Consider the following 14,572-nt stretch of genomic DNA (forward strand, 5'->3'; position numbering starts at 1 on the left):
GTACAGTTGTTAATTACCCCAGTATGCAGCTACAGTATTATGCTGATGAGGTAATATTGTCTGCTCAGGAGCCATAAAACCAGTTGTATTACCGACAGACATATCTGTCATTGCTGTAATCAGCCGATTTACCTGATTAGCAATCTTAGCTTCATGTGTACTGTTCGTGACAAAGTATCCAGTTTGGTTGATATTCTGTCCTTTATTACTATTTGTATAAAGACTCCTGTCACTGATTTCCGTAAATTTTTTGCGTTTAGTTAAAGTGTTAATCTGATTCAGCTTAAGCTCCTTACAATCTATGCTTTTATCTTCGAAATTAATAGTTTGTATAAGCTGTTTTTTACCAAAAAAGTTTTTGATTAAAACTGAATCAGTATCAGAGTATCCGGAAATTATCAGATTAGCCCCTTCTTTGCGATAAATGACTTCATCAGATCGAATATCAGTAAACTGGATGATATTTGTATCCTGTTCGAACTGATTACTTTCAACTATTGTATCATGACCATGACCACGGCTGATTACATAGGTATCATTGCCTATACCACCTTCCAGATAATCATTACCCAAACCTCCTACAAGAATGTCGTTACCTTTACCTCCATATAAGTAATCATCCCCGATGCCTCCATTCAAATAATCATTACCCTGATCGCCATATAAGCTATCATTACCGGCACCTCCTTCGATATAATCATCTCCGCCTTTGCCATGAATATGATTATTCAGATTGTTTCCGATAATAACATTATTCTTATCATTTCCATAACTGGTTTTGTTTTCCGCAAAAATCGTATCAGCTGGTAAAATTTCAAACTCAATTTGTTGAATTGCCTGTTTACCAAATTCGTCAGTAGCGACTAACTGAACAGTAAACCAACCACTTTGAGATGGAGTACCACTTAGCTGATTAGTTATCGGATCAATAGTCAGCCAGTTGATATCATCTTTGGGGTTAACTGCTTTTAGAGTATATTGCAGTTTATCGCCGTCTTGGTCAGTAAATAGATGGTCGATTTTTCCAAAAGACCATGATTGTTTTGCAACCAGTCTTTGATCTTGTATATGTCCGACAGCTTCTGGTGTATGATTAGCTTGAATATTTAGGTGAAGCGGTATATGAGCACTTAAACCGTCAGTATCCGTTCCTGTAATCTGAATAACGAATTCACCATTTAAATCTGCATCAGGTGTACCATACAAGGTTTGAGTATGTTCATCATAATTTAGCCAGTCAGGCAAACCTTCTACGCTAATAAAGATTTCATCTGATTGATTTGGATCTTTAAATAAATTATATGGTAGCTGATAACTAAAGAAACGACCTCCTCGGGTATTCAAAGGATCAATATGCTGTGCTACTTCTGGGGCTAGATTACGTTCAGGTAGATTAATATCTAAATCACCATCATGATAATCATGAATAATAATGCTTGAATTAAAATCACCAGTTATTATCAGATTACTGCCATTTTTTTCCAGCTTTAATTTCCCCGAATACCATACAGTATCTTTTACTGCATCGATAGTCCATTTTAAATTATTTAGACGAACATTATCGATACTGATATAACCTAATCCGTCACAGTCGGTAATATGATTAACAGATTTTCCTATTAAATCCGTACGAGAAAATACATAACCATCAATTCCTTTACCGCCATCAAGATAATTATTTCCTGTGCCACCCATTAAAATGTCATTACCATCATTACCATATAGTTTATCGTCACCATCGCCACCAATTAAAATATCACGACCATTGGCACCAAATAGTGAATCATTACCGAGACCACCATTAAGTACGGTGTCTTCATTACTGTAAGCATAAAGCTCGTCATCACCATCAGTACCGGTCTGGGTTAATTTTTTAATATCCTGCACATTTAACCGGGTACCATCAGCAAATTCAATGAAATCAACCCGATAATTTCCTTTTGCTTCATTCTGAAAATAATTCTGAACAATAATACTGTTATCGCCCTGACGGGTTCTGATAACCAGATTACTGCCGGTACGCTGGAAAATTAAATCAGCCTGACTGATATTATCGGTAAAGCGGATAATATCTTCACGATTACCGGATGAATCATAGTTATTAATAACATCATGACCGAAATTGCTGCCGAATATATAAATATCAGAACCGGCACCACCTTCCAGATAGTCGTTTCCTGTGCCGCCGGTCAGAACATCATTACCGGCACCACCATAAATACGGTCGTTACCGTCGCCGCCAATCAATGTATCATTACCATTGGCACCAAATAGTGAATCATTACCGAGACTACCATTAAGTACGGTGTCTTCATTACTGTAAGCATAAAGCTCGTCATCACCATCAGTACCGGTCTGGGTTAATTTTTTAATATCCTGCACATTTAACCGGGTACCATCAGCAAATTCAATGAAATCAATTCGATAATTTCCTTTTGCTTCATTCTGAAAATAATTCTGAACAATAATACTGTTATCGCCCTGACGGGTTCTGATAACCAGATTACTGCCGGTACGCTGGAAAATTAAATCAGCCTGACTGATATTATCGGTAAAGCGGATAATATCTTCACGATTACCGGATGAATCATAGTTATTAATAACATCATGACCGAAATTGCTGCCGAATATATAAATATCAGAACCGGCACCACCTTCCAGATAGTCGTTTCCTGTGCCGCCGGTCAGAACATCATTACCGGCACCACCATAAATACGGTCGTTACCGTCGCCGCCAATCAATGTATCATTACCGTTTGCACCATAAAGCTGGTCATTGCCTTTCCCGCCATTCAGATATGTATCTTTTGTACCATATGCATACAACTCATCATCACCATCAGTTCCGTTTTGAGTAAGGGTGCGAATATCTGAGATATCCAGCTGGCTGCCATCTGAGAATTTAATATAGTCTAGCTGATTTTCACCGGAAGCACGGAAGAAGTTGATAAGTTGTAATGAATCAGCTGAATTTTTAGCCACAATATAAAAATCCAAACCCTTGCGATAATAGATAAAATCATCTTTTATCCAATTATTAAAGTATACAGTATTAATATCCTTACCTGAGGGATTGAATTCGAGTAACTTGTCGTTGCCAAAATCTTTGTCGAAGATGAATAGATCTGAGCCTTCACCACCTTCCAGATAATCATTACCGGTACCACCAATAATAATATCATCGTCATCGCCGCCATAAAGAATATCATTACCGGCACCACCGATTAATACATCATTACCAGCACCGCCATCAAGGTTATCATTACCATCTCCACCGTCAAGCAAGTCATCCCCGCCATGACCTTTCAAAGTATCATTGCCAGCAAGGCCCATCAGCGAATCATTTGATTCATAACCATGAATAATATCGTTATTATCTGTCGCCTGTAACAATAATGCTTTGATTTCCTCTACATTAAGCTGTTTTCCATCAGCAAATTCAATCAGATCAATTTCATATCCGCCGTGACCATCTTTAATGAAGAAATTTTCTATTTTAATTTGATCGGTAGTATTTCTGATTTTCAGGAATAAATCATTACCTTCGCGAACAAATATCACTTCACTTCTTAAAATACCGTCAGTAAAACGTATTTTATCTATTTTATCTGTACCGGTATCATGATTGTGAATAACATCCTGACCAAATCCGCGTGCGAATTCATAAATATCTGAGCCAGCACCTCCATCCAGGTCATCGTTGCCTATTCCGCCGATAAGAATATCATTACCGGCACCACCTTTAATAATATCTCTGCCATCACTCAGAAGATTGGTACCAATCAGAATATCGTCGCCATCACTGCCTGAGCATACACTCAGTTTATCCTGTGCCGTCTGCCCCAGATGATTACACCATTGTTCATATACACCATGAGTTTTAGCATAATCAATATACTGATTTAAAAGATTAAATCCTTCCGGCCAGAAACCATCGTACTGATAGGCAAGAAATTCTCCTAAGTCAACAAAAGCTTTTTCCGGATTATGCTGGAAAACCTGATTGAAAGCCGCAGTAGTATCTGAAAAATCTATAGATATCTGATCATTTTCTAATTTGAATGTTAGCTTCTCCAGATATGGTTTCAGACGTGTCTGGAATAGCAAACTTTCATACAGGCTATCACGGATACTGTTATAAGTATCATCAATAGTATCCAGAAGTTTCTGACGTTGCTTTGCGGTGCCTGCATAAAATAGTTTAGAAGATTCACCTGTAAAAGCATTCAGAATGTTCAGCTTATTGCTGTAAGTATCAAATTTTTTGAGCCATTCCGGATCTGCAACTTTTAAGCCACCTTCTTGTGAAGGTGTAAAACCTGAACCGCCACTATTTGAGCTAACTCTTATCCAGTCTGTACCCAGAGAATATTTAGCATTCTCATCAAACTGAGGATCGGATTTTGCCCATTCCAGCAATAATTTATCTAGTAAAGACAATTGTCCGGCCCGCGTTTCGGTATTCGAATAAGTATTTAAAAGCTCAGCGAGTTTATCTGAAAGCGCTGCTGCATCGCGTAAGTCACGCACCCGGCCTGTACCTTTTAAATTCGGTGCCTGTTTTTGCTGTTCTGTCAGTTTAACTTCTTCGGCATACTCACTGAAAATCGGCTTATGCTCAAAATTGACATCACCCATTTCATGGGTACGCCCGTCTGTAGTTTCATAACTTCCGATTTGCGCTAAAGTATTGCCGTTACCCAGATTAGTATTTGTATTTTTATTAGCCAGATTCAATGCTTTAACACCAACTTGTTCCAGCGTAAACAATTCATTAGTCTGGCTGATGCCGTCCTGATTCAGATCTCGCCATACACGTAACTGATTGAAATGTTTATCCTGCGCATCTACTCTACCATCACCATTACTGTCAAATTCACGTAATGCAGCATAACCGTCTTTTGCTTTAGTGCCGTCAGCCAGCAACGTACTGTCACCAAACAGTTCAGTACCGTCATTAATGATACCGTCACCATTACGGTCAACAACCAGCAGACCGTCATCAGCCTTTACCCAGCCGGTAGCCGTGCGGATACCATCTCCGTCATGATCGAAGACAGCCCCGTTTAATTTTCTGGAACCAACTGTTTCAATACCATCTCCGTCAAGATCCAGTACCAGAGGATCATAGATATAATACTTACCGTCACGATTCCAATTTAACCATTCTCTAGTATGTTCACATATCCAGTTTCCGAAATTAAAAGGATCTAGGGTAAAATGGTTATATCCGAAATAAAGATTACCTAAAGTTTGTACAAAACCGAGTGGATTTAATGCACCTAGATTATCAAGATTATGCCAGTCCAGTGCAGAACCGGGCCAATCTGAAGGTGTTAAAGATTCAGGATCAAAACGGGTAAAACCCTGTGCGTCTGATTTTAAAATTCCGTCTAATGAGACTTTTCCTGATTGTGCTATATTAGTCAGCAACACATCAGCCATATTATTAGAAAAATGGTTATAGTTCTTATCATCATACTTCGATAGTCTTGAGCGCATAATTACATCAGTAGCAAAGCGCAAAGCTTTATCAATAACATTATTCAAAAATCCGCCAGCTCCGCGGCTATTAGTAGCTACTGCCACGTCTAACCAAGTATTTAAGCCTGCAGCATCTGGATTACCCTGTGGTATAGTTGATTTTAAATATTCATATGCTTTTGAATAATTTGCATCCTCACCATTAGCTATTTTTTCTCTAATATCATTTAAAATTGATGTTAATTCTTTTTGTTGAGCTTCAGTTAAATCATAGGACGCATTTTCGGCTAAATATGCCTCTAAGTTTAAATATCCCTTAAAATCTTCACCTTTAGTAAAACAGTTCATAAGTTCTCCCAATTAATCAATTACTTTACTATGTTTTTGAATAAAATTAACAACACGATTATTATTTTTAACAAAATCTCTTACAATTTCTGGATGATCAAGTAGACTTTCATTATTTTTATATATATTTATTAAAGCATCGGCAAAATAGTTCTGATCGTCCGGTTTATTCTTCCCATGTAAATATCTTGAAGAATATATCGTATAACTTAAACCAAACTCTTCGTATAATACAGAATGTATATCAGTCTGATGTGGATAGGAATCATCTTTATTATTGGAATCAAAAGGCCAAAATTCAATGCTAATATCTTGTTGACTACTATCAGATTGATTAGCAAATATGGCTAATTTCCTATCAATGCCAGCACGATATAGTGCCAAATTATTTTTTTGTTCTTTAATAGAAAATCTAAAGTATTGCTGTTTTAACCAGTAATTTCCATATTCCAATTCAGTTTTGCCAACTATGGGAAACAATGGGAAAATACCTAATGTTGTAATTGGTTTAGAAAAATCAGGACATTGATAAATGGCTTCTTCATTATTAGGGAAATCGGAAAATGTAGGTAACTGGTACATAATGCTAACAGCAATTTCTTCAACCTTTCCATCAATAATTTGATGTTTCAGATTTGTACCAAAGAAACAGCGAGGAAGTGTAATTTCTAACTTTTTATCTGATACTTTTGACGGAATACGGACAGTAATCTCTGTGGTGTCTGTCATTATCTTTTGTTCCTCCAATTTTTTAATTTTGTCCTGTTCACTGTTGCCATTAAAGCAGCCGGTTAAGCATAAAAGCAGTATACAAAGCCAATATTTCATATTTTTCCTTGTACTGTCTGGTTTAAATATTTATTTAAAATTCCCCTTACTTTTGATAAAATCAACCGAAAAATAACATTTAATCAGATAAATAGCAAAAGCATAATGCATTCAAATATTGTGTATTGAAGATTTAAATTGAAAAAAAATTCTTTTTATTTAGTCAGAATATGATATTTATTGTACTTTAAATATTCATTAAAGCACAAAATTGCTAAATCGAAATTTTAATTATGATTAATTAATATATATATTAATTGTTTTCACTACCCAAAAATTATATTTAAGTCTGTCTTATTGTAAAAATCTTTAGCTAATGCACTAGCTAATCAACGACTTTACTGTGCTGATGGATATAATTCAGAATACGGTTATTATTCTGAATGAAACCCAGTTGAATTTCCGGATGATCAAGTAAGCTTTCATTGTGCTTATATATTTGAATTAATCCATCAGCAAAATAGTTCTGGCTTACTGGTGGTTTATATTTCCCATGTAGAAATCTCGAGGAATATACAGTGTAAGCAACACTAAACTCTTTATCTAAAACAGAATAAATATCAATTTGATGCGGAAAAGCATTGTATTCATCCTTAACATCAAATGGCCAGAAATCAATTCTTAAATCTTGTTGATTGGTTTCGGATTTATTAATAAACATAGTTTGTTTTCCTGAAATACCAATATAATACAATTCCTGATTATTTTTCTTTTCTTTTAATCGGAATCGGTAATTTTCCCGTTTGAACCAATGATTTCCATATTCCAGTTTTTCTGCTTTTATGTTGCGATATAACGGTGCAAAACTGAGGCCTACAACAGGCTTAGAAAAATCAGGACATCGATGAATTGCTTCTTCATCATTGGGAAAACCTGATAAAGTAGGTAAGGCAAATATAATTGCTGCTGCCTTTTGCTCGACTATACCATCAATAATTTTATTTTTTATACTAAAACCAAACATGCAGCGTGGCAGGGTAATCTCCAGTTTTTTACCTGATACTTTTGATGGAATGCGCACAGTAATCTCTGTAGTGTCTGTGATTATCCGTTGTTCCTCCAATTTTTTAATTTTATCCTGTTCCCTATCATTGTTGCTGTTAAGACATCCGCTTAAACTTAAAATTAATAACAAAAGCAATATTTTCATTTTGATATTCCAAATATCTGCGAGCTTTTAAATTTAATACTACATTATTTTAATAAATATTAACATAAAATAACATTTATTTAGTTAATCACAAAGCATATAAATATTTTTATTTAAAGATAATGATTTTTTATAATTTCATATTCACTCAGCTGTAATCAGACATTTTCAGCTTTCTCCCTGTGCTTGTTAGTATAATGACTTTATTGTAATAAGAATAAAGCTATGTATTAACAAAGCAGACTGCAATGTTTTGCACGATTAAAGGAAATTTATGGCTTTCAGAAAAGAAATTTTAGACTGGTGCGCTCAGGAGCTGGCGGTTGCTCAGTTTCGCGATTTCAGCCCGAATGGGTTACAGGTAGAAGGCAGGGATGAAGTTAGCACTATTGTTTGTGCTGTCACTGCCAGTCAGGCTGCTATTGATTTTGCCGTAAAGCAGCAGGCAGATATGCTGCTGGTTCATCATGGTATGTTCTGGAAAAATGAAGCGGCTGTGATTACAGGCTGGAAAAAACGCCGTATTCAGACATTATTAGCCAATAATATTAATCTGGCTGGCTATCATTTACCGCTGGATGCGCATCCGCGCTGGGGGAATAATGTGCAACTGGCTCAGCGTTTAGGCTGGGAGATTACCGGCTGTGGCGGTGAACAGAATTTAATTCAGTACGGTGCTTTAACCTATGAGCAAACTGCAGAACAGCTGGCTCAGCAGATTGAGATAGGCCTGAATCACAAACCCATATTGTTATGTGCCGATAAACAACAACCAGTACGCAGGCTGGCCTGGTGTACCGGCGGCGGCCAGAGTTTTTTTCAGCAGGCTATTGATTCGGGGGTTGATGCATTTATTACAGGTGAAATATCCGAACCGCAATACCATCTGGCGCAGGAATGCGGAGTGGTATTCATTGCGGCAGGGCATCATGCTACCGAAAGATATGGTATTCAGGCACTTGCTCATGCATTAGCCAGTGAATTCGGGATTACTCAGCAGTTTTTTGATGAGCCTAATCCGGCTTAAATGAATTTTGTGTGATTGGTGGTAATTTATATAATAAAAATTTTAATAAACATAAACTTAAGCTATTTTTCTGGTAAAAATAGAGTCATTTGTCTATAATTGAATAATTTTTAAACACCACACTGTATTGATTATACAGTAATTCTGGGAAACTAATTATGATGACATTATATGCGGGCATCACTTGCCCGTTTAGTCAGCGTTGCAGCTTTGTGCTGTATGAAAAAGGCATGGATTTTGAAATTAAAGATGTAGACGTTTTTAATAAGCCGGAAGATCTGGCTGTGATGAATCCGTATAATCAGGTTCCTGTTCTGGTTGAACGTGACCTGATTTTGTATGAATCCAATATTATTAATGAATATATTGATGAGCGGTTTCCGCATCCGCAGCTAATGCCGGCAGACCCGATTATGCGTGGTCGTGGCCGTCTTGTTTTATATCGTCTGGAAAAAGAACTGTTCAGTCATGTACTGGTGCTGGAAAATCCTGAATCAAGTAATAAGGAAATGAACAAAGCCCGCGAAGCCATTACTCAGGGCTTAACAATGCTGGCTCCTGCATTCACTAAAAACAAATATATTATCGGCGATGATTTCTCCATGATTGATGTGGCGCTGGCTCCGCTTTTGTGGCGTCTGGATCATTATGATATTAAGCTGCCAAAATCAGCTGCGCCATTGCTTAAATATGCGGAACGTATTTTTCAGCGTGAAGCGTTTATTGATGCCTTAACACCTGCCGAGAAAGCAATGCGTCGTTAAATTATCCTGACAAAGGGGAGGACAATGAGCAAGCTGAACACCAAACCGTATATTCTGCGCGCACTGTATGAATGGGCGCTGGATAGTGGTTATACACCGCATATTGCTGTATGGGTAAATGATAAAACTCAGGTACCGCTTCAGTATGTAAAAGACAATGAAATTGTGCTTAATATCGGGCCTGTAGCCGCACATAATCTGAATATAGATAATGAGTGGGTTAGTTTTTCTGCCCGTTTTGGCGGTGTTTCCCATGATATATGGATTCCGGTTGGTCATGTAATCAGTCTTTTTGCCAGAGAAACTGGTGACGGCATGGGGTTTGATGTAGAACCTCTTACTGAAAGCAGTGAACACCCGACAGCAGGCGAGGATAACACTGTATCTGAAAGCCAGCCTTCTGTACCAGAGAGTTTACCTGCAGATGACAGTAATAAATCTGGTGCGAAAAAAGGTTTGAAGATAGTTAAATAACGATTGTTATTAATAGAATATCTTCTTAGCAGATAAGAAGTAATTTGTTTATTGATAAACAAGGCTGAAACTGACTGATGGTTTCAGCCTTTTTAATTTTTTAAAATTCAGACTGATAACATTTTATTCTATTTATACCTAATAAAGTGTGGCAAATAAATCAGTTCTTATAGCTAATAAGTATATATAAATTTGATGAAAAATTAGCCGTAATCTGAACAGACAGTAAATAAAATTTTTGAAGCTATGCAGTTTTAAAACTATATATATATTTGAATATTAGTTATAAATTAAAAATATTTACAATATGTCATATAAATAAATTGATAATTTTGCGGATGTATATCTGATTAAATATGCGTTAACAAAATTTTTTCAGAGTTATTCTCTTATATCAATTTGTTAAAATAGTACTTCATTACGAGTGTAATACCGGTTAAAATAGCCTTGTCTTGAAATTTGACATTACAATAATATTCATTAGCTTTACATTTACTGGAGTTTGAACACATGAACCAAACTGCTGAATTTGCAACAAACAGTAATGAACTAAGTGTACAGCTTGCACACAAAGAGCAAAAATTTAAAAGAGTAAAGTTCTATTTTAACGTCATATTTGCTTTGTGTTTTCTGGTATTTGCTGTGGGTCTGGTCTGGATGAATACCATGGCAATTGCCAGCTCATTCATTACGGCTATGATGTTTGGTATGGCCTATCTGGGCGTAATTATGATATTTGAAGAAGATATCAAAGAATTGAAAATCAAACTGGAAAAAACACAATCTGTTTCCGCCTGATTACCTGAGCTTTAAGAGATGGCAGCTTTAGTCAAAGCTGCCATGCAAGACTAATCAGATACTTTGCTGTTGTCAGTTGGATCCGATCTGATTTTTACTTGTAATGGTAACTGCGGTTTTAACGTGATGGTCTCCGTAAGTGCCGTTTACTAAAATAAAGATAGATAAGCATGGTGCTGCAACCTATCAGACACCAAAGCATATCTTTCTGTGTATCCCATACATCGCCCTGTGTGCCAAGAAAAGTGACAGCTTCCTGATTACTCAGTATGGCTACCAGCCACTCAAACAATTCGTATATGGCGCTAATCGTCATGCAGACACAACCACTCAAAAATATCACCCAGCCGCGGTAGCGTACAATTCGTAATCTCCATAGTAATTCACTGGCTATAATAGCTGGTGAAAAACCCTGAAAAAAATGTCCAAGCTTATCGTAATTATTACGTGTCCAGCCAAATACACCGCGTAGATAATTAAATACCGGCTCTTCGGCATAAGTGTAATGTCCGCCAATCAGTAATATAATTGCATGAACTAAAACTACCCAGTACATAAGCTGACTGAAACGAAAACGGGAATAGGTGAATACAAGAAGTATCAATCCTAGCAATGCCGGAAAAACTTCAAGCCACCAGGTAGGGTAGTCATGCGGCTGATAAGCAGACCATATGAGTACCAGTATAAATATTATCAATTGCAGAATATGTGTTTTCATACCATACATCACCTGCAAATATTCAGTAGCAGAATTAAACTGAAACTAAAAAGTGAAAAAATTTTTTGCCGGTATCAATCTTAATTTGACTTCTTTTTTTATGATAATCTGTATATTAATCTTGATAAATGCACAGGGCAAATATCAGTAATGTGCAGCATACAAGCTGTGACCGGTTTAGTTACAGCAATTTTAGATTTTGGCAGAGTAACTCCCATACAGCTAATGGCTGTTTATAATAGTTTTTATATATGAATTTAGTGTATTTATCTGGTCTGTAAGTTATTTTTATAATCTTGAAAATATAATACATTGTTTTTTATGTAAAATAAAAACTATCGATTACATAAAATCATTTGATTATATTTATTGAGTAAATTTGTGTACTATACATCCATCGATTAATTCAACCTGTACATTCAAGGAGATATTTCATGGTTGCTAATGTTAACACTGAAATCAAACCGTTCAATACCACTGCCTTTCATAATGGTAAATTTGTAGACATCAGTGATGCTGACGTAAAAGGTAAATGGTCTGTATTCTTTTTCTATCCGGCAGATTTCACTTTTGTTTGTCCTACTGAATTAGGTGATCTGGCTGACCACTATGAAGAATTGCAGAAACTGGGCGTAGAAGTTTACTCCGTTTCTACCGATACTCATTTTACTCATAAAGCATGGCACGATGCTTCTGATACAATTGCCAAAATTAAATACTTTATGCTGGGTGACCGCAATGCTACCTTGGCAACTAATTTTGGTGTACTGCGTGAAGGTCAGGGTTCTGCCGACCGCGCTACATTCCTGGTTGACCCGCAGGGTATTATCCAGTGTGTGGAAGTAACTGCTGAAGGTATCGGTCGTGAAGCTTCAGATCTGGTACGTAAAGTTAAAGCTGCACAATATGTTGCTTCTCATCCGGGTGAAGTTTGTCCTGCTAAATGGAAAGAAGGCGAAAAAACTCTGGCTCCTTCTCTGGAACTGGTTGGTAAAATCTAACACACTTAAATACACACATCAGAAACTTACTGTTAAATAAACAGTCATTCAGCCCGAATACCGGCTGCGGTATCCGGGCTTTTTACTAAAACAAAAATGCAGGCTATCAAAAACAGAATATCTATAGTTTATTTTTATTAATGTAATGGAGCAGTAAAATGTTAGACGACACTTTGAAAAACCAACTAAAAGCTTATCTTGAATATGTAACCAGACCGGTTGAAATTATTGCTACGCTGGACGAAAGTAAAGGTGCTCGCGACATGCTGGCATTGTTACAGGAAGTAGAGGCGTTAAGCGATAAAGTCAGTCTGCGTACTGATGGTCAGTCTGAACGTAAGCCATCTTTTGAAATCACTAATCCCGGTGTGCATACAGGACTGGTTTTTGCCGGTAATCCAATGGGGCATGAATTCAGTTCACTGGTACTGGCTTTATTGCAGGTGGGCGGTCATCCATCTAAAGAAGCAGAATCATTACAGCAACAAATTAAAAATTTGCAGGGCAGTTATCACTTCGAAACTTATTATTCTATTACCTGTCACAATTGTCCGGATGTTATACAGGCATTGAATCTGATGTCTATTCTCAATCCGAATATCAGCCATACAGCTATTGACGGAGCATTGTTTCAGGAAGAGATTGAAGCGAAACAGATTATGGGTGTGCCGGCAGTTTTTCTGAATGGTGAACCATTTGGTCAGGGCAGAATGGAACTGGCAGAAATTGTTGCTAAACTGGACAGCAATGCTGCCAGTGCGGCAGTTGATGAACTGAATGCAAAAGCACCGTTTGACGTGCTGATTGTGGGCGGGGGACCTGCCGGTGCTGCTGCCGCTGTATATGCAGCACGTAAAGGTATTCGTACCGGTATTGTGGCCGAACGTTTTGGTGGTCAGGTTCTCGACACGCTGGATATTGAAAATTACATATCAGTTTTACGTACAGACGGTCCGCGTTTTGCCCATGATCTGGAAAGCCACGTACGCAGTTATGATGTCGATATTATGAATTTGCAAAGAGTCAGTGCGCTGGTACCGGCTAAAACTACAGGCGGACTGATTGAGGTACATACAGAAAGTGGTGCTGTTTTAAAATCGCGTACCGTTATCCTGTCTACAGGTGCACACTGGCGCTCAATGAATGTGCCCGGTGAGCAGGAATACCGTACGAAAGGAGTGACTTATTGTCCGCATTGTGATGGTCCGTTATTTAAAGGCAAAGATGTAGCCGTAATTGGTGGTGGTAATTCCGGTGCAGAAGCTGCCATTGATTTGGCTGGCGTTGTAAAGCATGTTACTTTGCTGGAATTTTCCGGCAAAATGCGTGCTGATGAAGTATTACAGCAAAAATTGCATAGTCTGCCTAATGTTCAGATTATTATGAACGCTCAGACTACCGAGGTAACCGGCGAAAATGGCAAAGTTAATGGCCTGAACTATCTGGACCGGGTAAGCAATACAGAACATCATCTGGCATTGGAAGGTATTTTTGTTCAGATTGGTTTATTACCGAATACCGGATTTTTGCAAGGTACAGTAGACTTAACTGAGCCAATGCACGAGATTGCAATTGATGCTTTTGGTAAAACCAGTGTGCCGGGTGTTTTTGCCGCCGGTGACTGTACAAACGTACCTTATAAGCAGATTATTATTGCTGCCGGTGAAGGTGCTAAAGCAGCATTAAGTGCTTTTGATTATCTGATTCGTACCAGTGCAGCTAATTAATAACTGACATAAGAAACCACTCAAAACCAATCGTTTTGAGTGGTTTATATTTTTATCGGGATATCTACAGACCTGATACGATGACATTTATGGAATATTATTGAAAACATCATATCTTTTCATACCAGAATTTCATTGTTTATGCTAATCCGGCTTATGGACAAATATTTAGTGGCGCAGCTAATTTAACGTTTTATTAATCCATACGTATTATTAAATTCAGTTTTTAAGTATCTGAAAAAATTCAACTTAT

10 protein-coding genes are annotated in these 14,572 nt (G+C 37.3%); 6 read left to right on the forward strand and 4 right to left on the reverse strand.

The genetic code is table 11. The features are described 5' to 3' along the window. Positions 1-9 precede the first annotated feature (9 nt). The 3 genes from H3U82_RS01855 to H3U82_RS01865 all read right to left on the reverse strand — a co-directional run bounded on the left by H3U82_RS01855 (position 10) and on the right by H3U82_RS01865 (position 7,810). On the reverse strand, positions 10-5,832 hold the full coding sequence (locus H3U82_RS01855; protein WP_198208937.1) for a calcium-binding protein: 5,823 nt from the start codon (positions 5,830-5,832) through the stop codon (positions 10-12). A 12-nt stretch (positions 5,833-5,844) separates the two neighbouring features. Continuing rightward, positions 5,845-6,660 carry a hypothetical protein gene (locus tag H3U82_RS01860; RefSeq protein WP_078474742.1) on the reverse strand — a complete coding sequence of 272 codons (816 nt, stop codon included), beginning with the start codon at positions 6,658-6,660 and terminating at the stop codon, positions 5,845-5,847. 325 nt (positions 6,661-6,985) lie between these two features. Continuing rightward, entirely contained in the window at positions 6,986-7,810 is an 825-nt protein-coding gene (locus H3U82_RS01865) for a hypothetical protein (protein WP_174830404.1), read from the reverse strand. Positions 7,811-8,084: 274 nt separating this feature from the next. Between H3U82_RS01865 and H3U82_RS01870 the strand changes: the two genes are divergently transcribed. From H3U82_RS01870 to H3U82_RS01885, 4 genes are all read left to right on the forward strand, one after another. After that, positions 8,085-8,837 (forward strand): Nif3-like dinuclear metal center hexameric protein, encoded by a 753-nt coding sequence (locus H3U82_RS01870; RefSeq protein ID WP_198208939.1) that lies wholly within the window; start codon positions 8,085-8,087, stop codon positions 8,835-8,837. A 158-nt stretch (positions 8,838-8,995) separates the two neighbouring features. Continuing rightward, positions 8,996-9,601 (forward strand): glutathione S-transferase N-terminal domain-containing protein, encoded by a 606-nt coding sequence (locus H3U82_RS01875; RefSeq protein ID WP_025331062.1) that lies wholly within the window; start codon positions 8,996-8,998, stop codon positions 9,599-9,601. Between the two features lie 24 nt (positions 9,602-9,625). Beyond that, positions 9,626-10,075: a ClpXP protease specificity-enhancing factor gene (locus H3U82_RS01880; protein WP_096766079.1), complete on the forward strand. Its 450-nt coding sequence runs from the start codon at positions 9,626-9,628 to the stop codon at positions 10,073-10,075. Between the two features lie 510 nt (positions 10,076-10,585). Then, the gene (locus H3U82_RS01885) at positions 10,586-10,873 is read left to right on the forward strand and encodes a hypothetical protein (RefSeq protein WP_025331060.1); all 288 of its coding nucleotides are present in this window, start codon (positions 10,586-10,588) and stop codon (positions 10,871-10,873) included. Between the two features lie 118 nt (positions 10,874-10,991). Here H3U82_RS01885 and H3U82_RS01890 read toward each other — a convergent pair whose 3' ends face one another. Next, positions 10,992-11,591, reverse strand: coding sequence for a DUF2238 domain-containing protein (locus H3U82_RS01890; protein WP_198208941.1), 600 nt, complete (start codon positions 11,589-11,591; stop codon positions 10,992-10,994). Positions 11,592-12,025: 434 nt separating this feature from the next. Between H3U82_RS01890 and ahpC the strand changes: the two genes are divergently transcribed. Together ahpC and ahpF are read left to right on the forward strand one after the other, a co-directional pair. Next, positions 12,026-12,592 carry an alkyl hydroperoxide reductase subunit C gene (ahpC, locus tag H3U82_RS01895; RefSeq protein WP_084564464.1) on the forward strand — a complete coding sequence of 189 codons (567 nt, stop codon included), beginning with the start codon at positions 12,026-12,028 and terminating at the stop codon, positions 12,590-12,592. A gap of 158 nt (positions 12,593-12,750) precedes the next feature. Beyond that, complete coding sequence (gene ahpF / locus H3U82_RS01900) at positions 12,751-14,319, forward strand: alkyl hydroperoxide reductase subunit F (RefSeq protein ID WP_198208943.1); 1,569 nt, start codon at positions 12,751-12,753, stop codon at positions 14,317-14,319. Positions 14,320-14,572: the final 253 nt, after the last annotated feature.

It is taken from the genome of Snodgrassella sp. W8132, assembly GCF_016100865.1.
Lineage (GTDB): Bacteria > Pseudomonadota > Gammaproteobacteria > Burkholderiales > Neisseriaceae > Snodgrassella > Snodgrassella alvi.